This window comes from Nonomuraea sp. NPDC050536 (assembly GCF_044457685.1).
Taxonomy (GTDB): domain Bacteria; phylum Actinomycetota; class Actinomycetes; order Streptosporangiales; family Streptosporangiaceae; genus Nonomuraea.
Genome location: NZ_JBITHD010000016.1, coordinates 175,962 through 196,961, shown reverse-complemented (window position 1 = coordinate 196,961; position 21,000 = coordinate 175,962). Strand labels below are relative to the sequence as shown.

At 70.2% G+C, this 21,000-nt stretch carries 23 protein-coding genes; 8 read left to right on the top strand and 15 right to left on the bottom strand.

What is annotated here, in order from left to right; all coding sequences use genetic code 11:
- Positions 1 to 6 precede the first annotated feature (6 nt).
- Complete coding sequence (locus ACIBHX_RS36870; RefSeq protein WP_397072062.1) at positions 7 to 879, top strand: HAD family hydrolase; 873 nt, start codon at positions 7 to 9, stop codon at positions 877 to 879.
- Here the strand turns inward: ACIBHX_RS36870 and ACIBHX_RS36865 are convergent.
- From ACIBHX_RS36865 to ACIBHX_RS36820, 10 genes are all read right to left on the bottom strand, one after another.
- Complete coding sequence (locus tag ACIBHX_RS36865; RefSeq protein ID WP_397072061.1) at positions 850 to 1,836, bottom strand: alpha/beta fold hydrolase; 987 nt, start codon at positions 1,834 to 1,836, stop codon at positions 850 to 852. The two genes, ACIBHX_RS36870 and ACIBHX_RS36865, sit on opposite strands and share 30 nt — an antisense overlap.
- 32 nt (positions 1,837 to 1,868) lie before the next feature.
- Positions 1,869 to 2,852 carry an LCP family protein gene (locus ACIBHX_RS36860; RefSeq protein WP_397072060.1) on the bottom strand — a complete coding sequence of 328 codons (984 nt, stop codon included), beginning with the start codon at positions 2,850 to 2,852 and terminating at the stop codon, positions 1,869 to 1,871.
- 2 nt (positions 2,853 to 2,854) lie between these two features.
- On the bottom strand, positions 2,855 to 3,436 hold the full coding sequence (locus ACIBHX_RS36855; protein ID WP_397072059.1) for an RNA polymerase sigma factor: 582 nt from the start codon (positions 3,434 to 3,436) through the stop codon (positions 2,855 to 2,857).
- Positions 3,437 to 3,495: 59 nt separating this feature from the next.
- Positions 3,496 to 4,290 (bottom strand): SDR family NAD(P)-dependent oxidoreductase, encoded by a 795-nt coding sequence (locus ACIBHX_RS36850; protein ID WP_397072058.1) that lies wholly within the window; start codon positions 4,288 to 4,290, stop codon positions 3,496 to 3,498.
- Between the two features lie 61 nt (positions 4,291 to 4,351).
- Positions 4,352 to 5,254, bottom strand: a complete 903-nt coding sequence (locus tag ACIBHX_RS36845; protein ID WP_397072057.1) for a lysophospholipid acyltransferase family protein — start codon at positions 5,252 to 5,254, stop codon at positions 4,352 to 4,354.
- Positions 5,251 to 6,246 (bottom strand): NAD-dependent epimerase/dehydratase family protein, encoded by a 996-nt coding sequence (locus ACIBHX_RS36840; RefSeq protein WP_397072056.1) that lies wholly within the window; start codon positions 6,244 to 6,246, stop codon positions 5,251 to 5,253. Before ACIBHX_RS36840 ends, ACIBHX_RS36845 begins: the two co-directional genes overlap by 4 nt.
- 22 nt (positions 6,247 to 6,268) lie before the next feature.
- Entirely contained in the window at positions 6,269 to 6,367 is a 99-nt protein-coding gene (locus ACIBHX_RS36835; protein ID WP_018654693.1) for a 30S ribosomal protein bS22, read from the bottom strand.
- A gap of 164 nt (positions 6,368 to 6,531) precedes the next feature.
- Positions 6,532 to 6,735 (bottom strand): helix-turn-helix domain-containing protein, encoded by a 204-nt coding sequence (locus ACIBHX_RS36830; protein WP_026214222.1) that lies wholly within the window; start codon positions 6,733 to 6,735, stop codon positions 6,532 to 6,534.
- Between the two features lie 312 nt (positions 6,736 to 7,047).
- Positions 7,048 to 7,830 (bottom strand): phosphatase, encoded by a 783-nt coding sequence (locus ACIBHX_RS36825; RefSeq protein ID WP_397072055.1) that lies wholly within the window; start codon positions 7,828 to 7,830, stop codon positions 7,048 to 7,050.
- Between the two features lie 13 nt (positions 7,831 to 7,843).
- Positions 7,844 to 9,007: an acetoin utilization protein AcuC gene (locus tag ACIBHX_RS36820; protein WP_397072054.1), complete on the bottom strand. Its 1,164-nt coding sequence runs from the start codon at positions 9,005 to 9,007 to the stop codon at positions 7,844 to 7,846.
- Between the two features lie 110 nt (positions 9,008 to 9,117).
- On the opposite strand from ACIBHX_RS36820, the gene ACIBHX_RS36815 reads away from it, so the two are divergent.
- The 4 genes from ACIBHX_RS36815 to ACIBHX_RS36800 all read left to right on the top strand — a co-directional run bounded on the left by ACIBHX_RS36815 (position 9,118) and on the right by ACIBHX_RS36800 (position 12,592).
- Positions 9,118 to 10,242 carry a sensor histidine kinase gene (locus ACIBHX_RS36815; protein ID WP_397072053.1) on the top strand — a complete coding sequence of 375 codons (1,125 nt, stop codon included), beginning with the start codon at positions 9,118 to 9,120 and terminating at the stop codon, positions 10,240 to 10,242.
- Entirely contained in the window at positions 10,239 to 10,898 is a 660-nt protein-coding gene (locus ACIBHX_RS36810) for a response regulator (RefSeq protein WP_397072052.1), read from the top strand. The genes ACIBHX_RS36815 and ACIBHX_RS36810 overlap by 4 nt, the downstream gene beginning before the upstream one ends.
- Positions 10,899 to 10,970: 72 nt before the next feature.
- A complete protein-coding gene (locus tag ACIBHX_RS36805; protein WP_397072051.1) occupies positions 10,971 to 11,861 on the top strand; it encodes an ABC transporter ATP-binding protein in 891 nt (296 codons plus the stop codon).
- Positions 11,858 to 12,592 carry an ABC transporter permease subunit gene (locus ACIBHX_RS36800; protein WP_397072050.1) on the top strand — a complete coding sequence of 245 codons (735 nt, stop codon included), beginning with the start codon at positions 11,858 to 11,860 and terminating at the stop codon, positions 12,590 to 12,592. Before ACIBHX_RS36805 ends, ACIBHX_RS36800 begins: the two co-directional genes overlap by 4 nt.
- On the opposite strand, the gene ACIBHX_RS36795 is transcribed toward ACIBHX_RS36800, so the two are convergent.
- The 5 genes from ACIBHX_RS36795 to ACIBHX_RS36775 all read right to left on the bottom strand — a co-directional run bounded on the left by ACIBHX_RS36795 (position 12,593) and on the right by ACIBHX_RS36775 (position 17,892).
- Positions 12,593 to 13,777, bottom strand: a complete 1,185-nt coding sequence (locus ACIBHX_RS36795; RefSeq protein ID WP_397072049.1) for an ABC transporter permease — start codon at positions 13,775 to 13,777, stop codon at positions 12,593 to 12,595.
- Entirely contained in the window at positions 13,774 to 14,466 is a 693-nt protein-coding gene (locus ACIBHX_RS36790) for an ABC transporter ATP-binding protein (protein WP_397072048.1), read from the bottom strand. The genes ACIBHX_RS36795 and ACIBHX_RS36790 overlap by 4 nt, the downstream gene beginning before the upstream one ends.
- Positions 14,463 to 15,797 (bottom strand): efflux RND transporter periplasmic adaptor subunit, encoded by a 1,335-nt coding sequence (locus tag ACIBHX_RS36785; protein WP_397072047.1) that lies wholly within the window; start codon positions 15,795 to 15,797, stop codon positions 14,463 to 14,465. The genes ACIBHX_RS36790 and ACIBHX_RS36785 overlap by 4 nt, the downstream gene beginning before the upstream one ends.
- A 409-nt stretch (positions 15,798 to 16,206) precedes the next feature.
- A complete protein-coding gene (gene proC / locus ACIBHX_RS36780; protein ID WP_397072046.1) occupies positions 16,207 to 17,001 on the bottom strand; it encodes a pyrroline-5-carboxylate reductase in 795 nt (264 codons plus the stop codon).
- Positions 17,002 to 17,010: 9 nt separating this feature from the next.
- Positions 17,011 to 17,892, bottom strand: coding sequence for a proline dehydrogenase family protein (locus ACIBHX_RS36775; RefSeq protein WP_397072045.1), 882 nt, complete (start codon positions 17,890 to 17,892; stop codon positions 17,011 to 17,013).
- Positions 17,893 to 17,941: 49 nt separating this feature from the next.
- On the opposite strand from ACIBHX_RS36775, the gene ACIBHX_RS36770 reads away from it, so the two are divergent.
- The 3 genes from ACIBHX_RS36770 to grpE all read left to right on the top strand — a co-directional run bounded on the left by ACIBHX_RS36770 (position 17,942) and on the right by grpE (position 20,994).
- The gene (locus ACIBHX_RS36770) at positions 17,942 to 18,388 is read left to right on the top strand and encodes a hypothetical protein (RefSeq protein WP_397072044.1); all 447 of its coding nucleotides are present in this window, start codon (positions 17,942 to 17,944) and stop codon (positions 18,386 to 18,388) included.
- Between the two features lie 129 nt (positions 18,389 to 18,517).
- A complete protein-coding gene (dnaK, locus tag ACIBHX_RS36765; RefSeq protein ID WP_397072043.1) occupies positions 18,518 to 20,383 on the top strand; it encodes a molecular chaperone DnaK in 1,866 nt (621 codons plus the stop codon).
- Positions 20,383 to 20,994: a nucleotide exchange factor GrpE gene (grpE, locus tag ACIBHX_RS36760; RefSeq protein WP_397072042.1), complete on the top strand. Its 612-nt coding sequence runs from the start codon at positions 20,383 to 20,385 to the stop codon at positions 20,992 to 20,994. The genes dnaK and grpE overlap by 1 nt, the downstream gene beginning before the upstream one ends.
- The last annotated feature ends 6 nt before the right edge of the window (positions 20,995 to 21,000 follow it).

Genomic DNA, 21,000 nt, shown 5'->3' with positions numbered 1-21,000 from the left:
AAGCCCATGCGGCTACTTCGACGACGGCACGAGGCTGATGCGGAGGTCGCCGGCGAGGCCGCGGCGGCGGCCGCGCTCGAGATGGCCCCCATCGAGCCCGACACCCAGGCGGCCGCCTTCTTCGACGTGGACAACACGATGATGCGCGGCGCCTCCATCTACCACTTCGCCCGCGGACTGGCCACGCGCGGCATGTTCACCACCTCCGACCTGTTCAAGTTCGCCATCGGCCAGGCGGTGTTCCGGCTGCGCGGCAACGAGAACCCCGAGCACATCAAGGTCGCCCGCGAGACTGCGCTGGCGTTCGTGGCGGGCGCGAAGGTCGAGGACGTGGTCAGGCTCGGCGAGGAGATCTACGACGAGGTCATGGCCGACCGCATCTGGGCGGGCACCAGGGCGCTGGCCCAGCGTCACCTGGACGCCGGGCAGCGGGTCTGGCTCGTCACGGCCACGCCCGTGGAGCTGGCCAGGGTCATCGCCCAGCGGCTCGGCCTGACGGGAGCGCTCGGCACGGTCGCGGAGTCGCGGGACGGCATCTACACCGGGCGGCTGGTCGGCGACCTGCTGCACGGTCCCGCCAAGGCGGAGGCGGTGCGGGCGCTGGCCAGGCGCGAAGGGCTCGACCTGACCAGGTGCAGCGCCTACAGCGACTCGGCCAACGACCTGCCGATGCTGTCGCTGGTGGGGCACGCGGTGGCCGTCAACCCCGACGCCGAACTGCGCGAGCACGCCAGGAAGCACGGCTGGCCGATCAAGGACTTCCGCACCGGGCGCAAGGCGACCCTGGCGGCACTGCCCATCGCGGCGGGGGTCGGCGCGGTCGCGGGCGGTATCGCCGCGGGCGTCGCGCTACGCAAGCACTACCGCGCGCTCGACTAGCCCTGCCAGCTCCCTGTTGACCACCTCGGGGTTCTCCATCCCCAGCATGTGGCCGACCCCGGGGACCACCACCAGGCGCGCGCCGGGGATCGCCCCGGCGATCCTGCGCGCGTGCACGGGCGTGGTCAGCCGGTCGTGGGTGCCCACCATGACCAGCGTCTCGACCCGGCCGAGCGCCGTCAGCGCCGCCAGCTTGTCGTGGGCCATCATGCCGTGGAAGAAGCCCACCATGACCTCGGTCGGCGTGGCCGCGATCATCCTGTTGACGAACCGCACGTGGTCGGGCCGCGGCCTGGGGCCGAAGGCGGCATAGCGGGTCACCGGGAGATTGGCGCGTTCCTTGAGCAAGGGACGCCCGTCGATGAGCGCCGCCCTGGCCCGCATCCGGTCGAGCACCAGCGAGGTCATCCGGCGCACGGGGCCTGGCAGCGCGCCGCCCTCGCCCAACCGCCCGGCCGAGGTGCTGAGCAGCGCGACGGCCCTGATCCGGTCGCCGAACAGCTCGGGGTGGCTCGCGGCCAGCCCCATGATCGTCATCCCGCCCATGGAGTGGCCGACCAGCACGATCGGCAGCCCCGGCGGGACCGCGGCCTCGATGACGGCACGCAGGTCCTCGCCGAGGCGCTCGATGGTGTGGCCCGCGCCGGGGCCGGTGGTGGAGGCACCGTGTCCGCGCTGGTCGTAGGTGACCAGGATGGCCTGGCCGGACAGGGCCTCCCGCTGGTAGTGCCAGGAATGCCGGTTGAGCACCCACCCGTGGGCGAACACCACGGCGTACGCGGGGTCCGGCGGCTCCTCGACGTCCACCGCCAGCCGTACGCCGTCTTCCGTCTCCACCGTGAGCGCCCTGCCCTGGTGACCGCCGAGCGGCTCGTACGGTCGCCCGCGGCGCCTGGCGATCCCGATAGCCGCCCCGACCAGCAGACCGGCGCCCAGCGCCGCGCGACTGAAGCCCATGGGGCGACTATAGGACTTTCTGTCTAATAAGACTATTTCAGCTGATCGAAGAGCCGGTGGGCCTCCGGCTCCTTCCAGACGATCCTGTTCCTGTCCGTCGGTGCGGGCTCCCACGGGACGACCACGAAGCTGACCTTGCTGCCCTGCAGCTGCGTGGCCAGCCGGTACATGGTCTCCAGATCGAGGTCGGTCTTGACCGCCTTGCGGACTTCGGTGAGGAGGGGGCGGATCTTGGTCGGGTCCTCGCGGACCTTGGTCAGCATCGACTTCATGAACGCCTGCTGCCGCTTGATCCGCTGGAGATCGGACCCGTCGCCGTAGCGGCGCAGTCTGACGTAGCCGAGCGCCTGCTCACCGTTGAGGATGGTCTTGCCCGCGGGAAGGTTGAGCTTGGCCTGCGAGTCGTTCACCGGCCGCGGGAGGGTGACCTCGACGCCGCCGACCGCGTCGACCATGCGTTTGAAACCGGTGAAGTCCAGCTCGACGAAGTGGTCCATGCGCAGGCCCGTCAGCTGCTCGACGGTCTTGATCAGGCAGGAGGTCCCGCCGGTCCCGTAGGCCGAGTTGAGCATGGCCATCCGTGGTGGGTCGGACCTGCACGCGGAGATCTGGACCATCGAGTCACGCGGGAGATCGACCGCGGTCACCTTGCCGCGGTTGGCGGGGATGTGGACGATCATCATGGTGTCGGCGCGGCGCCCGTTGGGCCTGCCGTACTGGCCGTTGGGGCCTTCGCGCGAGTCGGAGCCGATGAGCAGCACGTTCATCGCGCCCGAGATCTCCGCGGGGGGCTGCGTGAGGATGGCGGAGTGCTTGTTGCCGCTGAGGCTGATCAGGGTGGCGGGGACGGCGATCGCGGCGGCGGTCACGGCGGCCACCAGGGCCATCAACAGCCAGCTCATCCTGCGGCGGCGGGGCGGCGCGCTCAGCAGGCGGTTGCGCTGGCGGGCCAGCGTGGCGGGCGGCTGGTGCTCGAGCTCTCTGCCGAAGTCGCGGAGCAGCTTCAGGTCGTCCATCGTCACTCCTCTCCCTGCAGCGGGTTCGTCTCGCCCAGCGCGGCCCTGACCTTCCGCCTGCCCCTGTTGAGGCGGGAGCGCACGGTGCCGGTCGGGATGCCCAGCGCCTGGGCGACCTCTTCGTAGGTGAGATCGCCCCAGGCGATGAGCAGCAGCACGTCCCGGTCCTTGGCCGGGAGCTTGGCCAGCGCGGCCGCCAGCTCGGGTCGCGCCGCCTCGGCGCTCACTCCCGCGGCGACCCGATCGGCCGGAGAGTCCACCGAGCCGTCCACGGGCGCGCGCAGCAGGGCCCGGTAGCGGGCGGATTCCGTGCGGTGGTGGCGGGAGATGAGCTTGGTGAGGATGCCGAACAGCCACGGCCTGGCGTCCAGGTAGGCCACGTCGTAGCTCCTCCTGCGCGCGAAGGCGACCAGGAAGGTCTCGCCGACCAGATCCTCGGCCGGCTCTGGACCGAGCCGTTTGGAGACGTAGCGGTAGAGCATGCCGGCGTAGCGGTCGAACAGCTCCGCGAACGCCTCGGGCTCGGTCCAGGACGCGCTGACGAGATCCGCGTCAGCGGCCCTGGTGGCGGGTTGCGCGATCATCTCCGCCCTTCTTGTGAGGAAGCAATCACGGATATCTCGCCACAACCCGCCACATGGGTTCACAGCTCCTTCAGGAACCCGCCGTCGATCGCGAAGTCGGCGCCGGTCGTGCTGCCGGAGCGCGGCGAGACCAGCAGCGCCACCGCGTCGGCGATCTCCTGCGGATCCACCAGCCTGCCCGTGGTCAGCCGCATCATCTCGGGCGCCGCCTGCTTGATGACGGTGTCACGGTCGGCGCCCGTCATTCCGGCGATCACGTCGGCGGCGCCGCCTTCCTCGGTCCACCAGGCGGTCAGGACCGGTCCAGGGGAGATCGTGTTCACCCTGATGCCCTGCGGACCGTACTCCTCGGCCACGGCTTTGCTGACGTGGTTCATCGCCGACTTGGCCGCGCCGTAGTCCACGTTCATCGGCGAGGGCTGCCTGGCCGAGCCGGAGGAGATGTTCACGATCGAACCGCCGCCGCGCGCCAGCATGGCCGGCACCGCAGCGCGGATCGCCCGCACCGCCGAGTACAGGTTGAACTCGAACATCGCCTGCCAATCCGCGTCGTCCAGCGCCGCGAAGCCCACCCGGGGCATCGTGATGCCGGGCGGCGGGCCGCCGGCGTTGTTGACCAGGATGTCCAGCCCGCCGAACTCGGCCACGGCCCGGGCCACCACCTGGGCGGGCGCCTCGGGGTCCATGAGGTCCACCGGGACGTGTACTGCCTTTTCCGGCATGTCGGGGGTACGGGTCCGCGAGGCGGCCACCACGTGGGCGCCCTCCTCCACCAGGGTCCGCGTGACGGCCAGTCCGATGCCCTTGGAGGCGCCGGTCACGATGGCCACCCGGCCAGAAAGCTGCAGGTCCATGGGATTCCTTCCGTTTGGTGTCCGAGAGAACACCCGTGGAATCCGGACGGTTGCGGCTTTTTCAGAGGAACGGCGGGAACGCGTGGCCGCGGCGCAGTCGCAGCTCGTTGAGCATCTGCTGGATGACCTCGCGCACGTGGTCGGTGAGGTTGAAGACCACCATCGGATCGTCGGCGGCCGACGGCTCGTACTCGTCGGTCCTGATCGGCTCGCCGAACTCGATCATCCACTTGGACGGCAGCGGGATCAGCCCCAGCGGCCCGAGCAGCGGGAAGAACGGGGTGATCGGCAGGTACGGCAGGCCGAACAGCCGCGCGAGCGACTTCAGGTCGCCGATCTTGGGATAGATCTCCTCCGCGCCCACGATCGCCACCGGCACGATCGGCACCCCGGCGCGGATCGCCGAGGCCACGAAGCCGCCCCGGCCGAAGCGCTGCAGCCGGTACCGCTCGGAGAACTTCTTGCCCACGCCCTTGAACCCCTCGGGGAACACCCCGACGAGCTCGCCCTTGCGCAGCAGCCTGTCGGCGTCCTCGGGGCAGGCCAGCGTGTGCCCGGTCTTGCGCGACAGGTGGCCGAGCAGCGGCAGTTGGTAGACCAGGTCGGCGCCGAGCAGCCGCAGCGCCCTGCCCGCCTCGTCGTGCAGCGCCACCTGCATCATCAGCGCGTCGACGGGGAGCGTGCCCGAATGGTTGGCCACCACCAGCGCGCCGCCCTCGTCGGGCACGTTCTTCAGCTCGACGGTCTCGACCCTGAACCAGTGGCGGTAGAGCGGCCTGATCAGCTCGAGCATCACCTTGTCGGTGAGCTCGGCGTCGTAGCCGAACTCGTCGACCTCGTAGTCGCCCGCGATCCGCCTGCGCACGAACGCCAGCGCGGCGGCCAGCGCGTCCGGCTCCGCGAACGACGGCGCCGAGGTGATCGGGATCACCTGCGCCTCCTGCTCTTCCCTGTGCGCGCTCATCGCCGGTCAGCTCCCAGCGCGTGCAACCCGCGCGAGTCGAGGAAGTCGTCGTAGGCGGCCGTGGTGGTGAACTTGGGCTTCCAGCCCAGCTCGGCCTCCAGCCGCCCGGTGTCGACCACCCGCCCGAAGCTCATCAGCCGCAGTTGCTCGGGTGAGAAGTCGACCAGCCCGATCCGCCGCACCGCCCCGCCGATCAGCCCGAAGGCCGGCGAGGGCAGCGGCAGCGACACCCGTCCTGCCCGGCGCGCACACTGCGACAGCAGCAACACGCCTGCCCCGGCCACGTTGTACGTGCCGGGGTGGTCTTCCAGCGCCATCCTTCTGAGCACCTCGACCGCGTCGTCCTCGTGGACGAACTGCAGCCGGGGGTCGAAGCCGAACACGGTCGGCAGCAGCGGCTGGGAGAAGTAACGGGTGAGCGGCGAGTCGACGCCGGGCCCCATGAAGTTGGCGAAGCGCAGCAGCGTGACAGCGACGTCGGGGCGGCGGCGCGCGAAACCGCGCACGTAGCCCTCGACCTCGACGGCGTCCTTGGCGTAACCGTGGCTCGGGCTTTCGTGGGCCTCGAGGTCCTCGGTGAACACCGCCGGATCCGTGGGCGACGAGCCGTAGACCGCGGTGGTGGAGCGCACCACCACGCGCCGTACGGTCGCCGACCGCTGGCAGGCGCCGAGCAGCTGCATGGTGCCGATGACGTTGTGCTCTTTCATGTAAGAACGCCCCGCATTACGCGAGGGCGCGCTCACCAGACTCATGTGCACAACGGTGTCGATATCGGCCGCCGCGATCACCTGCGCGATGTCGGGACTGCGCAGGTCGACCCGGACGAACTCCGTGCGACCGAGTGAGACGCCGCCGTCTCGGGTCAGCGAGGGGGGCGGCACGGTGTCCACTCCGATGACGCGGCCGATGTCCGGGTCCGTCGCGAGAACGCTCGCCACCCGGGCGCCGATGTGGCGCGAGACCCCGGTGACAAGCACGGTACGGGTCATCAGCGCCTCACAGCTGCGTCTGTTACTTCTTGTTACGCCGCTGGATGCGCGTCTTCTTCAGCAGCTTGCGGTGCTTCTTCTTGGCCATCCGCTTACGGCGCTTCTTGATCACAGAGCCCACGGGACCCCCAGGTACTGGTAGCAAGTCGAGACGGCGTGCGAGCGCACACCGGCTCACAGACTACCGGAGGGTCAAGGCCCGGTCGCACTGTGGCGACCGGACCCCTCCCGCGACCGCATTCACGGCGTACTGGAGATCTGGGCCCGCACGCCGCTACTCCTGCTTCAACCTGCCTCGATGTAGGCCTCCCGCAGATAGTCGTGTACCGCCTGCTCCGGGACCCTGAACGACCGCCCTACTCGGATGGCCGGCAACTCGCCCGAGTGCACGAGTCGGTACACAGTCATCTTGGACACCCGCATGACCGTGGCCACCTCAGCCACAGTCAGGAACTTCACCTCGCTGAGAGGTCTTTCGCCTGCACCCATCGGACGCCTCTTCCGCACGTGTTTCCGGGTTATCCCCACTGGTGCCATTGCTCACGCACGTGTACTGCCGTCAGCGTAAGTCGGGACTCCGAGTGCGCAAACCCCCTATTTTTCCAGTTATCGGAGCCGCCTGTCAGCGGAACCAGCGAAATCGCTGGCCAGCAGCCGGGCCGTGCCCCTCGCCATCAGGTTGGAACTGTCCAACTTCGTACACATAAGAGTCGCCCAGCCCCCATCAAAAGTTGGCAAAGGGACTGCGAGCCTCTTGGAATGCAGGCGCGAAAAGACGGTATCGGGAGGACCGAATTCGACTCAAAGGCCCCATGAGACTCGTGTGACGAGCCTCTCGGTCAGCGGAGAGTAATAGCGCGGTAGCACATTGTCATCGAGCGGGACGACCGCGTCGATCTTCCCCTCGGCCTCGCCCAGGAACAGCGCTGGATCGTTGCAGTCAGCGAAGGCCACTGTGGGCACCCCCGCCTCGCCCGCGGCTCCCGCCCACCCGTGGTCGGCCACGACCAGATCGGGCAGGTCCGTCCCCAGCTCGGCGAGCATGCGCTCCATCGGCGTGGAGTCGTGGGTGTGCACGAAGCCGCCCTTGTCGTCCAGCATCGCCACGTCGCCCAGGTAGCGGATCTTCCTGGCCCGCCCGAACCCGGACCCGGTGTACGTCCAGCCCTCCCCCGGCGTCAGCAGCCTCGCGCCGTGCTCCGCAGCGAACGCGGCCAGCGGCAGATGGATGGCGAGCAGCCCGGTCGGGTGACCCGTGGCGAACAGGATGCGCGGGCTGTCCTGGGAGAGCACCGCCGCGATGCGGTCGGCCATGGCGTCGAGCGCGTCAATGGTCCGCTCGGGGTCGATGGTGTCCTGGCCCCAGCGGTGCCCGGGATCGGCCACGACGCCGCAGGACTTGGCCATCAGGGCGAGGATGTCGCGGAAGGACCAGGGCTGCGACAGCGTCAGCCCCAGCATGTAGTAGGGGTCGCGGTTGGCCAGCGAGCTGTAGTGGTCGAGGTTGTTCTCGCGCGAGGTCGCGACATCGCCGGCGATCCGGGTTCTGATCAGGTGCTCACGGAGTTCGTCGCGGCTCAGCACAGGTACTTCCTCGCTAGGGCATGGGGTCGAGGCCGTGCAGGGGGAACACCGCGTTCCGGGTCGCCATGACCGCACGGTCGATGGGGTCCGCAGGGTCATAACCACCGGATAGGTCGCGGAATTCCGGATTTCGGCCGTCCGTCATCGTCAGCGGCGGCGCCTCGCCCGTCCTCTCCCTGGCGAACTGGCGCCAGGCCTCGGGCGTCGGCGTGGCGGGATCGACGGGATGGCCCGACAGCTCGGCGATCAGGTGGGTCCACGCCCTGGGCACCACCTGGACCAGCTCGTAGCCGCCACCGCCGGTGGCCAGCCAGCGCCCGCCCGCGGTCTCGTGCGCCAGGCGGTGCAGCGCCTCGTAGGCGGTGCGCTGGCCGTCGAGGCTGAGCATGAGGTGGGCCAGCGGGTCGAGCGCGTGGCTGTCGCAGCCGTGCTGCGTCACCAGGATGTCGGGGCGGAACTCGCGCAGCAGCGGCGGCACCACCGCGTCGAAGGCCCGCAGCCAGCCGGCGTCCCCGCAGCCCGCGGGCAGCGCCACGTTGACCGCGCTGCCGTCGGCGCCGGTCTCCTCGGGGAAGCCGGTGCCGGGGAACAGCGTGCGCGGCCCCTCGTGCAGGCTGATCGTCAGCACCCGCGGGTCGTCGTAGAACAGCGCCTGCACGCCGTCGCCGTGGTGCACGTCCACGTCCACGTAGGCGATCTTGCCCACGCCCTGGGCGAGCAGCCAGGCGATGGCCACCGCCGGGTCGTTGTAGACGCAGAATCCGCTGGCCAGGTTGGCCATCGCGTGGTGCAGGCCGCCGGCCACGTTCACGGCGTGCTCCGCCGTACCGTCGAACACCGCGCGGGCGGCGGCGAGCGAGGCGCCGGCGATGAGCGCGGAGGCCTCGTGGACGCCGGCGAAGGCCGGGTTGTCGGACGTGCCCAGGCCGACGGACAGGTCGGGCGTGCCGGTGGCGGACACGCGCTTGACGGCCTCGATGTAGTCGCGCTTGTGCACCAGGGCCAGTTCGTCGTCGGTGGCGGGCGCGCACCCGGTGACCTCCACCTTGTCGAGCACGCCGAGCTCGCGGGCCAGCGCCATGGTCAGCTCGACGCGGACGGGCGCGAGCGGGTGCTCGTGGCCGAAGTCGTAGGTGATGAGAGCGTCGTCCCAGATGACCCGTGCCGTCCGACTCATACGTGCTCCCTGTTCCCTGGCCCTTGCGCCGACGTTACCGCAGCGTCAACGACCAAGGTCCAGACGGCCTGCCCGGTTAACTCCGAGAATTTTCCGCATAGAGTCGGATCATGCGCTTCGTGCGTCCGTTCCAGGCCGCATGGCGATTCTTCAAACGTCCACGGGTCTTCGACACCACGCTCGTCGCCGTGCTCGCGGGCATCGCGGCCATCGTCGTGGTCGTCGCGCTCGTCAACCCGAACCCGGTGCTGCCCGCGGCAGCCCACTTCCTGGTGTCCACCCTGCCGCTGCTGGTGCGCCGCCGCAGGCCGCTCGTGGCAGCGGCCGCGGTGACCGTGCTGGACGCGATCGGGCTGCTCACCGGCATCGCGAACACCGCCAGCATCCCCGAGTCGATCGCGTACTACAGCGTCGGCCGCTACACCTCCGGCCGCACCACCGCGATCGCCACGGCCGTCGGCGCCCTGGTCTTCGCGGTGGTCTACCAGGTGGCCATGCCGGGTCCCGGCTCGTGGTTCGGCGGCATGGTCGCCCCGCTGATCATGGTGGGTATCGGGCAGTTCGTCCGGCTGCGCCACGAGCTCCAGGAGCGCAGGGAACGCGAGCGGGCCGACAACGCGGTACGCGCGGAGCGGCGGCGGATCGCCCGCGAGCTGCACGACGTCGTGGCACACCACCTCAGCGTGGTCAACGCACTGGTCGGCGGGGCCAGGGCGACGCTGCCGAAGGATCAGGGCGACGCGCGTGACGCGCTGTCCAGCGCCGAGCAGACCACCCGCCAGGCGCTGGCCGAGATGCGTCAGCTGCTGGACGTGCTCAGGGCCGACGAGGGGGACGGCGCGGACGCCTCCACCGGGGTGGGCGCCGCCCGGCTGCCCGCGCTCATCGAGGAGGCCAGGACCGCGGGCCTGCCGGCGAGCCTGACCGTGACCGGGAGCGCCGTGACGCTGCCCGCCGCGGTCGACCACGCCGTCTACCGGATCGTGCAGGAGGCGCTCACCAACACGCGCAAGCACGCCCGGGGGGCGCGTGCTACGGTCTGCCTGGCCTACGAGCCCGGCGCGGTGGAGGTCCTGGTGCTGGACGACGGCGTCGCGGGCCCGGCGGGCACGCCGGGCTTCGGGTTGGGCGGGATGGCCGAGCGGGTGGCCCTCAGCGGCGGTCAGCTCCAGACCGGCCCCCGCCCTGAGGGCGGTTTCCGCGTGCACGCCCGCATCCCGCTGGAGAAACCATGATCACAGTGCTCCTGGTCGACGATCACGCGCTGGTGCGCACCGGCTTCAGGCTGATGCTGAACGCCCAGCCCGATCTGTCCGTGGTGGGCGAGGCCGCCGACGGTGCGGAGGCGGTCCAGCTGAGCAGGCGGCTCAGGCCCGACGTGGTGCTGATGGACCTGCACATGCCCGGCATGGACGGGGTCAAGGCCACCGAGCTGATCACCGGCGAGCTGGCGGGCGTGCGGGTGCTCGCGCTGAGCACGTTCGACCTGGACGAGAACGTGGTGGCGGCGCTGCGCGCGGGCGCCGACGGGTTCCTGCCCAAGGACGTCTCGCCCGAGGAGCTGGTCGAGGGCGTGCGCGTGGTGCACCGCGGCGAGTCGGCGGTGGCGCCGCGGCTGCTGACCCGGCTGATCGGTACGTTCGTGCGGGCCGCCAGGCCACGCTCGGAGCGGGTGCCGCCGGAGCTGGCCGGGCTGACCGACCGGGAGCGGGAGATCCTCGTGCTCATCGGGCGCGGCAGGTCCAACGCGGAGATCGCCGCCGAGCTCGACGTCTCGCCCTCCACCGTCAAGAACCACGTGACCAGCGTGTTCTCCAAGATCGAGGTCAGGGATCGGGCGCAGGCCGTCATCGTGGCGTACGAGGCAGGTCTGATCTCGCCGGGCGAGTAGGACCTGGCTCCCAGGTCCGAAACGGTCCTCCAGCACGACGAAAACCGGCAGGAGCGCCGCGACGCTTGAGGCATGATCCCGATTCGGGCAAGCAACCTGACGAAAACCTACGGAAAGACGACCGCCGTCTCCGATCTCTCCTTCGACGTCCGGCCCGGCGTGGTGACGGGGTTCCTGGGGCCGAACGGGGCGGGCAAGTCCACCACGATGCGCATGATCCTCGGGCTCGACCGGCCGTCCCACGGCTCCGTGCTCGTGGACGGCGTGCCGTACGCGCAGCTCAAGCAGCCGTTGCGGAAGGTGGGGGCGCTGCTCGACGCCAAGGCCGTGCACGGGGGCAGGAGCGCGCGCAATCACCTGCTGGCGATCGCGCAGAGCAACGGCCTGGGCCGGGCCAGGGTCGGCGAGGTGCTGGAACAGGTCGGGCTGGCCGACGTGGCGGGCCGCCGGATCGGCGGGTTCTCGCTGGGCATGGCGCAGCGGCTCGGCATCGCGGCGGCGCTGCTCGGCGATCCGGAGATCCTGATGTTCGACGAGCCGGTCAACGGGCTCGACCCCGACGGCATCCTGTGGATCCGCACGTTCATGCGCAAGCTGGCGGCCGAGGGGCGGACCGTGTTCGTCTCCAGCCACCTGATGAGCGAGATGGCGCAGACCGCGGACCACCTCATCGTGATCGGCAAGGGGCGGTTGATCGCCGACACCGGCATGGAGGAGTTCATCGGTCGCAGCTCGCAGTCCTACGTCAGGATCCGCTCGCCGCGCCTGTCGGAGGTGGCGCAGCTGATCGGGGTGGGCGAGCTGCACCACGACCACCTGCGGGTGACCTCGATGACGCCGCTGGACATCGGCAGGGTCACCGCCAGGGCCGGGCTGGAGCTGGAGGAGCTGACGCTCGTCCAGCCGACGCTGGAGGCCGCCTACATGGAGCTCACCAAGGACAGCCTGGAGTTCTCGGCATGATCGACGTCATCAGATCCGAATGGACCAAGATCCGGTCCGTGCGGTCCACGGTCTGGACCCTCGCCATCACCGCGCTGCTGATGCTCGGCCTCTGCGTGCTGCTCACCCTGTCGGCCAGGAACCAGGTCGACGGCGCGAAGACCGCGCTGGACGCCGCCGCCCTGTCGCTGCAGGGCACGCAGTTCGCCGCGGTGTCGCTGGCCACCCTCGGCGTGCTGGTGATCAGCGGCGAGTACCGGACCGGCAGCATCCGCACCTCGCTGCTCGCGGTGCCGGTCAGGCCGAAGCTGCTGGCGGCCAAGGTCCTGGTGTTCACGGCGATCGCGCTGGTGGTCTCCATGGTCTCCGCCTTCGTCACCGTGGTCACCGGGATGACGATCCTGAACCTCGGCTCGCTCGGGGATCCTGGCGTGCTGCGGATGACCTACGGCACCGGGCTGTTCCTGACCGCCTGCGGGCTGTTCGGGCTGGCGCTCGGCGCGCTGATCCGGCACACGCCGGGCGCGATCGTCTCCGCCATCGCCCTGATGACCGTGCTGCCCCAGCTCACCAACGCGATCCCGGGGCATGTCGGCAGGTTCGTGCACGACAACTTCACCACCAACGCCGGCCTGACACTGATCTCCTCGCCCGACGCGGGCAAGGCCTGGGGCGGCTACGCCGTCTACCTCGCCTGGATCGCGGTCACGCTGGTCGCGGGCACGGTGCTGCTGCAGCGGCGGGACGCCTGATCACTCGGCGCGCAGGGCGATGACGGGATCCAGCCGTCCCGCCCGGCGCGCCGGCGCCACGCCGAAGAAGACACCGACGGCGGCCGACACCCCGAACGCCAGCGTGATCGACCACCAGGTGATCGAGGCGGGCACCGGGGTGAGCGCCTTGATGGCCAGCGCGCCGCCGACGCCCAGCACGATCCCGATCAGCCCGCCGATCGTGGTCAGCAGCACCGCCTCGATCAGGAACTGGACCAGCACGTCGCGCTGGCGCGCGCCCAGCGCCTTGCGCAGGCCGATCTCCTTGGTCCGCTCCCGGACGCTGACCAGCATGATGTTCGACACTCCGACGCCGCCCACGAGCAGCGAGATGCCTGCGATCGCGGCGAGCACGCCCGTGAGCATGCCGAGCACGCTGCCGATGGTGCCGAGCAGCTGGGTCTGGGTGACGGCGGAGAACTTCTCCCCCGGATACCTGGTCTGCAGCGCCGCCACCACGCGGCCCTGCAGCGAGTCGATCTCGTCGGGCGTCGCGGCCCCGATCGCGACGCCGTTGATGCGCGGGATGCCGAACAGCCGCTGCGCGGTGGTGACGGGGACGTGCACCTCCTGGTCGCGCGAGACGCCGAACGTCTGCCCGATCTTGGAGTAGACGCCCGCGACACGAAACCGCGCGCCCGCGATCGTCAGCTGGCGGCCCACCGGGTCCAGGTCGCCGAAGAGCTTCGCGGCCACCTCCGAGCCGAGCACGGCCACCCGCCGCCGGGTGTCGACGTCGGTCTCGCTCAGGTGGCGGCCCTTGGCGACGGGCCGCTCGAAGATGTTGGTCAGGTTCTGGTCGGTGCCGACGATCGTGGCGAACGACTCGGCCCTGCCCACCCTGACGGTCTCGCCCGACTGCAGCGATACGGTGACCCGCGCCGGATCGCCCACCACGCGGCGCAGGTAGGCCACGTCGTCCAGGGTCATCCTGCTCTGCGTGGGAGCGGCGCCGACGCTGAGCTGGCCGGGCACGACCAGGATGATGTTGGTGCCCAGGCCAGAGATCTCCTTCTCCACCGCGTCCTTGGCGCCGGTCCCCACCGAGACCAGCACGACGACGGCGAGCACTCCGATGATCACGCCCAGCATGGTGAGCGCGCTGCGCATCCGGTTGACCCGCAGCGCCTCCAGCGCCATCCCGAACGCCTCGCGCCCCCTCACGCCGCGGCCCCCGTGTCCAGCTCCACCAAGCCGTCGCGGACGTGGATCTGGCGGCGGGCGTGAGCGGCGACGTCCGGCTCGTGGGTGACCAGGACGACCGCGACGCCCCGCTCGGAGTTGAGCCGGTCGAGGATGGCCATCACCTCGGTGCCGTTGGCGGTGTCGAGGTTGCCGGTGGGCTCGTCGGCAAGCAGCACCTTGGGCTCGCCCACCAGCGCCCTGGCGATCGCCACCCGCTGCTGCTCGCCGCCGGACATCTGGGAGGGCCGATGCTCCATCCGGTGGCCCAGCCCCACGGACTCCAGCGCCGCCTTCGCCCGACTTATCCGCTCATTGCGCGAAATTCCGCGATAAACGAGGGGGAGGGCCACGTTCTCCAGGGCCGAGGTGCGGGCCAGGAGGTGGAAGGACTGGAAGACGAAGCCGATCGTGCGGTTGCGCAGCTCGGCCAGCTGGGTGTCGGTAAGGCCCGACATCTCCACGCCGTTGACCCTGAGATGTCCCGAGGTGGGCCTGTCGAGGCAGCCGAGCAGGTGCATCAGGGTCGACTTGCCGGACCCCGACGGGCCGAGGATCGCCACGAACTCGCCCTGGCCGATGCTCAGCGACACGCCCCTGAGCGCCTCCACGGCGACGCCTTCGAGCTGGTACCGGCGGATGACGTCGACGCACTCCAACGCCGGTGTCACGACAGGGCCTGGCCTTGCCGTACCGAGTCCGCGCCCTTGACGACGATGCGGTCGCCCACCGACAGACCCTCGGTGATCTGCACCACCGCCTCGCCCTGGGCGCCCAGCTTGACCACGCGCCGCTCCGCCGTGCCGTTCCTGTCGAGCCAGACCACGCTCTCGCGGCCGCTGGTGACGATCGCCGAGGCAGGCGCGGCGACGGCGTCGGGGGCCTGGCGGACGGTGAGACGAGTCACGGCGCTCATGCCCGGCTTCGGGGTGGGCGCCTTGCCGCCGTCGTCGAACGTGCCGCCACCGAGCCGCAGCTGCACCGGGTAGCTGACGCCGCCCGTGGTGCCCTCCATCGGGGTGACGCCGATGCCGGTGACGCCGGCCTGGTAGGTGGCGCCGGGGACCGCGTCGAGCTCGACCGTGGCCGTCGTGCCCGGCTTGACCAGCAACACGTCGGTCTCGTCGACGTTGGCCGCCAGGGTGAGCCTGGAGACGTCGGTGACCGTGACGATCGCGTCGCCCGCCGACACCGGGACGCCCGTGGCGACCTGGGTGCCGGTGCCCGCCGCCGGCTGCGGCTGGACGGGCAGCTGGCTCAGCAGGCTCGTCAGGCCGCCCGTGCCGCCTCCACCGCCGCCGGACGCGCGGCCCAGCGTGACCACTCCGGCGAACGGGGCCTTGATCGTGAGGGCGTCGACCGTGCCCTGGGCCACCTTCACCGCCGCCTTGGCCTGCCCCTTCGAGGCGGCCTGCAGCGAGGACATCGACGCGGCCAGCCCGCTGGTCATGCCGGACAGCGCGCCGCTGATCGAGCGGCCGAGCTGGGCGGTGATGTCGGCCAGCGCCTTGGACTGGGCCCGCTGCTGCGCCTGCGCCACGCCGATGGCGTGCAGGACCTGCTTGCGGGCTCTGGCGTCCTCGATCTTCCTGGCTTCTGTTCTGGCGCGCTCGAACTGCTTGCCCAGCGCCCGGTCGAACGCGCTGGTGTCCAGCGAGGCGACGTGGAAGCCCGGCGTGCCCAGGCTCGGGGCGGCCGGGGTCTTCGCGGCCTGACGCGCCTGCTTCAGCTGGTCCCTGGCCTGCGGGGAGCTGATCGTGGCCAGGATCTGGCCCTTGTCGACGTGCTGGCCCTCGGAGACGTACAGGCGCTTCACGGTGCCCTGCGCGGGGGAACGCATGGTCGCGGTCGCGCGGGCGCCGATGGTGGCGGGGGCCTCGACCACCTCGGTCACGGGAGCGCGCCTCACCTCGCCCACCTGGATGTTCGACGGCTGCCCCGAGGAGCATCCGGTCAGCGCGAGTAAGACGAGCAGCGGAAGAACTCCGCGACGAATCGTCACCCGAAACATCGTATGGCTCACCCTTTTCGGCCGTACGCCAAGGCGGGTAGTTACGGTCTTTCGGCTGTACGGCGCAGTACGGCAAGTCGGGTACTTAGCCTTTCTCAGGGCTTTCGGCTGTACGGCAAGCCACCCTCCCGCCACCCACCGCACTTCGGCCGGGCCCCGTCCAGGGAGACGCTCCTCCGGCGATGCGGGGTTGCGCGCCGCAACGACGCCTCGTAACCGTGGCACGCCCGGCCCTTGGCTGGCCACCGTTGATGGGCGCCGCCTTCGCCCTACCTCGTCCCGCCGACCCGGCGCCCTGGGGGTGACCCGTCGAGGTTCTTGCTGTGGGGGCGCCCTGGTGTCCTGGGCCTTTTCGTGAGGTTTTCGGGGTGCTCTGTGCCCGTTGGGCGGGTGGGTGGGGTTAGCCGGAGGCGAGTTCGCGGCCGCGGTCGCGGGCGGCTTCGATGGCGGCGAGGAAGGCGGCGCGGACGCTGTGGCGTTCGAGCTCGGCGATCGCCGCGATCGTGGTGCCGCCGGGCGAGGTGACCGCCTCGCGCAGGATGACCGGGTGCTCGCCCGAGTCGCGGAGCATCACCGCGGCGCCGACGATGGACTGGGTGACCATGTCGAGGGCCGCCGAGCGCGGCATGCCGAGCAGGATGCCCGCGTCGACCATGGCCTCGACCAGGTAGAAGAAGTACGCGGGGCCGCTGCCGGAAAGGGCGGTGGCGGCGTCCTGCTGGGACTCAGGGATGCGCAGGACCTTGCCGACCGGCTTGAGGAGGTCCTCGGTGAGCCGCAGGTGTTCCTCGCCCGCGTGCGCCCCGGCCGAGATCACGCTCATCGCCTCGTCGAAGCGGATCGGCGTGTTGGACATGACGCGCACCACGGGCACCTCGACGCCGAGGCGCTGCTCGACGAAGGCGGTGGTGATGCCGGCGGCCGCGGTGATGACGAGCCGGTCGGCGGGCACGTAGGGCGCGATCTCCGCCAGCAGGGTCGCCATGTCCTGCGGCTTGACCGCCAGGATCAGCGTGTCGGCGGCCTTGGCGGCCTCCGGGTTGGACACCGTGCGCACGCCGTACGACTCACTGAGCGCCTGCGCCCGCTCGGGACGGCGGGTCGTGGCCAGGATGTCGCCCGGCTTGAACCCCGCCCTGAGCAGCCCGGACAGCAGAGCCTCGCCCATCTTGCCCGTGCCGAGGATCGCAATCATGCAGGCAGCCTACCGCCGCGACAGCAGGGACCTGGCGAAGAAGGCCAGGTTGCGGGGCCTTTCAGCCAGACGGCGCATCAGGTACGGATACCAGTCCTCGCCGTAGGGGACGTACACCCTGACCTGGTTGCCGAGCCCGGCCAGGCGCTCCTGCTCGGCGGGCCGCACGCCGTACAGCATCTGGAACTCGAAGCCGGACGGCTCGCGGCCGTGCAGGACGGCCAGCGCCGAGGCGATCTCGATCAGGCGCGGGTCGTGCGTGGCGACCATCGGGTAGGCGGTGCCGGACATGAGCACGCGCAGGCAGCGGGCGTAGGAACGGTCGATGTCCCTGACCGACAGGAATGCCCCGGGGGCGGTGTAGGCACCCTTGCACAGGCGGACCCGGGCCCCCTCGAGCCGGCGGCAGCGCTCCTCGGCCTCGCGCAGGTAGGCCTGCACGACGATGCCCACGTCGGGATACTCCTTGCGCAGCGTGGCGTGCGCGGAGTGCTGGCTCGCGAGCGTGTCGTGCTCCTCGGCGTCGAGCGTCAGCGTGATCCCGCGCTCGGCGACCGCCTCGCAGATCGTGGCCGCGTTGTCGAGCGCGAGCTGTTCCGACATCCGCAGCCCGAGCGCGGTGAGCTTGACCGAGACGTCGGCGCCGGCGGGCAGCCGGTCGAGCAGGTCCACGTAGGCCCGGACGACCCGCTCGGCCTCCGCCCTGTCGCGCACCTCCTCACCCAGGTGGTCAGCGGTGACCAGCAGCCCGCGCCGGGTGAGCTCGGGCACCACGGCGCCGATGTCGTCGGCCACGTAGCGCCTGACCACGTCGCGGGTCAGCGGTGAGGTGGAGATCAGGCGCTCCGCGCGCCTGCTCTTAGAGATGGCCAGCAAGGCCTCACGCAGCACATGCCAAGCCTAACTTGAACCTGGCGACCATCTCGTTCGTCCTATCGATATGCGGACTATCACAGCGACGGCGACCCTCATGGCCGGATGTCTGATCGCGGCGGGCTGCGGAGGCGCGCCCGCCGCGACGAAGACCTCGGCCCAGGCCCCGCAGACCCCCGCTGCCGTGAGCCCGGTGACGACCTCCCCCACCAAGGCCCCGCAGCCGGTCAAGCCCGTCGGGCACACGATCAACCCCCACAAGGTCCCCTGGGAGAAGGCGGTCGCGAAGGGCCGTGACATCAAGCTCACCTGGTGGTCGGGGGTGGCCCCGTGCACCGTGCTGGACCACGTCAAGGTCACGGAGACCGCCAGGCGCGTGACCCTCACGATCTACGAGGGCGCCAAGTCCAAGAACGTCTCCTGCATCATGATCGCCATCCAGAAGACCACGATCGTGAAGCTCAAGTCCCCGCTCGGCCACCGCAAGCTCGTCGACGGAGGCAAGCAGAAATAAGTCCACGTAGCCGGGAATGTCGGAGCACTCAGGCGGGTTGAGTCGAGTAGGCTCAACTCGTTTGACAGATGACCCTGGCATTCGTAGGTTGAGTCTGACCGACTCAACTTTGACTACAAGGACGTACTCATGGCACGTGCGGTAGGTATCGACCTTGGGACGACCAACTCCGTCGTCTCGATCCTCGAGGGCGGTGAGCCCACCGTCATCGCCAACGCGCAGGGCTCGCGGACCACGCCGTCCGTGGTCGCCTTCGCGAAGAACGGCGAAGTCCTGGTCGGCGAGGTCGCCAAGCGCCAGGCCGTCACCAACGTGGACCGGACCATCCGCTCCGTCAAGCGGGAGATGGGCACCAACTGGTCCCAGGAGATCGACGGCAAGAAGTTCTCCCCGCAGCAGATCAGCGCCTTCGTGCTGCAGAAGCTCAAGCAGGACGCCGAGGCCTACCTGGGCGAGAAGATCACCGACGCGGTGGTCACCGTTCCGGCGTACTTCAACGACGCCCAGCGCCAGGCCACCAAGGAGGCCGGCACGGTCGCGGGCCTCAACGTGCTCCGCATCATCAACGAGCCGACCGCGGCGGCCCTCGCCTACGGCCTCGACAAGGAGAAGGACCAGACGATCCTGGTCTTCGACCTCGGTGGCGGCACGTTCGACGTGTCCCTGCTGGACGTCGGCCAGGAGGACGGGCACGGCTTCGTGGAGGTCAAGGCCACCTCCGGCGACAACCACCTCGGCGGCGACGACTGGGACCAGCGCGTCGTCGACGAGCTCGTCAAGCGCTTCCAGAACGCGCACGGCGTCGACCTGGCCAAGGACAAGATGGCCCTCCAGCGCCTGCGTGAGGCGGCGGAGAAGGCCAAGATCGAGCTGTCCAGCCAGGCCGAGACCAACATCAACCTGCCCTACATCACCGCGTCCTCCGAGGGCCCGCTGCACCTGGACGAGAAGCTCACCAGGGCCGAGTTCCAGCGGCTGACGGCCGACCTGCTCGAGCGGACCAAGGGCCCGTTCCACCAGGTCATCAAGGACGCCGGCATCAAGGTCGCCGACATCGCCCACGTGGTGCTCGTCGGCGGCTCGACCCGCATGCCCGCCGTCTCCGAGCTCGTCAAGGAGCTGACCGGCGGCAAGGAGCCCAACAAGGGCGTCAACCCGGACGAGGTCGTCGCCATCGGCGCCGCGCTGCAGGCCGGTGTGCTCAAGGGTGAGGTCAAGGACGTCCTGCTGCTCGACGTGACCCCGCTGTCGCTGGGCATCGAGACCAAGGGCGGCATCTTCACCAAGATCATCGAGCGCAACACGACCATCCCGACCAAGCGGTCGGAGGTCTTCACCACGGCCGAGGACAACCAGCCGTCGGTGCAGATCCAGGTCTACCAGGGCGAGCGCGAGATCGCCTCGTACAACAAGAAGCTGGCCACCTTCGAGCTGACCGGCATCGCGCCGGCGCCGCGCGGCATCCCGCAGATCGAGGTCACCTTCGACATCGACGCCAACGGCATCGTCAACGTCTCCGCCAAGGACCTGGGCACGGGCAAGGAGCAGACGATGACGATCACCGGCGGCTCCGCGCTGCCGAAGGACGACATCGAGCGCATGATGCGCGAGGCCGAGTCGTACGCCGAGGAGGACAAGAAGCGCCGCGAGGAGGCCGAGGTCCGCAACAACGCGGACGGTCTGGCCTACCAGACGGAGAAGTTCCTCCGCGAGAACGACGACAAGGTCCCGGGCGACATCAAGACCGAGGTCAACGACGCGCTCTCCGAGCTGAAGAACGCGCTGGAGGGCACCGACACGGACGCCATCCGCACCAGCGCCGAGAAGCTCGCCACCGTCAGCCAGAAGATGGGTTCGGCGATCTACGCCCAGAGCCAGGGACAGGAGCAGGCCGCTCAGGGCCAGCCCGGTCCGGAGGGTGAGCAGGCCAAGGCCGACGAGGACGTGGTCGAGGCCGAGATCGTCGACGAAGACCAGCCGAAGAAGGACCAGTGATGCCGCCGCGTGATAACGGGCAAGAGGAGCCGGTGATCCGCGACAACCGCAAGATCGACCCGGAAACGGGGCAGGTGCGTGGGGCCTCCGCCACCCAGGAGGCCCCGGCCCCCCAGGCTGAGGAGGCGCCGGTGGACGGCGACCTGCTCGCCGAGCGGACCGCGGACCTGCAGCGGCTCCAGGCCGAATACACCAACTACCGCAGGCGGGTCGACCGCGATCGGGTCTCGATGCGCGAGCAGGCGGTGGCCGGCACGCTGGCCGAGCTCCTGCCCGTGCTCGACGACATCGGCAGGGCTCGCGACCACGGAGAGCTGACCGGCGGCTTCGCGAAGGTGGCAGAGTCACTGGAAGCGGTCGTCACCAAGCTCGGGCTCACCGCGTTCGGACAGAAGGGCGACCCGTTCGACCCGACCGTCCACGAGGCGCTGATGCACAGCTACTCGCCCGACGTGACCGAGCCCACCGCGATCGAGGTGCTCCAGCCCGGCTACCGGATCGGCGAACGGGTCCTGCGCCCGGCGCGGGTGGCGGTCGCCGAGCCCTCCGAGCCGGCCGAGGAATCCGACCGCGACGCATCCCCCGCGTCTGCGGATGACGACGAGAACTAGGACGAA

Bases quoted from the DNA above. Each gene is read 5' to 3' on its own strand.
- ACIBHX_RS36870 (WP_397072062.1), top strand. From the start codon at position 7: ATGCGGCTACTTCGACGACGGCACGAGGCTGATGCGGAGGTCGCCGGC.
- ACIBHX_RS36865 (WP_397072061.1), bottom strand. From the start codon at position 1,836: ATGGGCTTCAGTCGCGCGGCGCTGGGCGCCGGTCTGCTGGTCGGGGCG.
- ACIBHX_RS36860 (WP_397072060.1), bottom strand. From the start codon at position 2,852: ATGGACGACCTGAAGCTGCTCCGCGACTTCGGCAGAGAGCTCGAGCAC.
- ACIBHX_RS36855 (WP_397072059.1), bottom strand. From the start codon at position 3,436: ATGATCGCGCAACCCGCCACCAGGGCCGCTGACGCGGATCTCGTCAGC.
- ACIBHX_RS36850 (WP_397072058.1), bottom strand. From the start codon at position 4,290: ATGGACCTGCAGCTTTCTGGCCGGGTGGCCATCGTGACCGGCGCCTCC.
- ACIBHX_RS36845 (WP_397072057.1), bottom strand. From the start codon at position 5,254: ATGAGCGCGCACAGGGAAGAGCAGGAGGCGCAGGTGATCCCGATCACC.
- ACIBHX_RS36840 (WP_397072056.1), bottom strand. From the start codon at position 6,246: ATGACCCGTACCGTGCTTGTCACCGGGGTCTCGCGCCACATCGGCGCC.
- ACIBHX_RS36830 (WP_026214222.1), bottom strand. From the start codon at position 6,735: ATGGGTGCAGGCGAAAGACCTCTCAGCGAGGTGAAGTTCCTGACTGTG.
- ACIBHX_RS36820 (WP_397072054.1), bottom strand. From the start codon at position 9,007: ATGAGTCGGACGGCACGGGTCATCTGGGACGACGCTCTCATCACCTAC.
- ACIBHX_RS36815 (WP_397072053.1), top strand. From the start codon at position 9,118: ATGCGCTTCGTGCGTCCGTTCCAGGCCGCATGGCGATTCTTCAAACGT.
- ACIBHX_RS36810 (WP_397072052.1), top strand. From the start codon at position 10,239: ATGATCACAGTGCTCCTGGTCGACGATCACGCGCTGGTGCGCACCGGC.
- ACIBHX_RS36805 (WP_397072051.1), top strand. From the start codon at position 10,971: ATGATCCCGATTCGGGCAAGCAACCTGACGAAAACCTACGGAAAGACG.
- ACIBHX_RS36800 (WP_397072050.1), top strand. From the start codon at position 11,858: ATGATCGACGTCATCAGATCCGAATGGACCAAGATCCGGTCCGTGCGG.
- proC (WP_397072046.1), bottom strand. From the start codon at position 17,001: ATGATTGCGATCCTCGGCACGGGCAAGATGGGCGAGGCTCTGCTGTCC.
- ACIBHX_RS36770 (WP_397072044.1), top strand. From the start codon at position 17,942: ATGCGGACTATCACAGCGACGGCGACCCTCATGGCCGGATGTCTGATC.
- dnaK (WP_397072043.1), top strand. From the start codon at position 18,518: ATGGCACGTGCGGTAGGTATCGACCTTGGGACGACCAACTCCGTCGTC.
- grpE (WP_397072042.1), top strand. From the start codon at position 20,383: ATGCCGCCGCGTGATAACGGGCAAGAGGAGCCGGTGATCCGCGACAAC.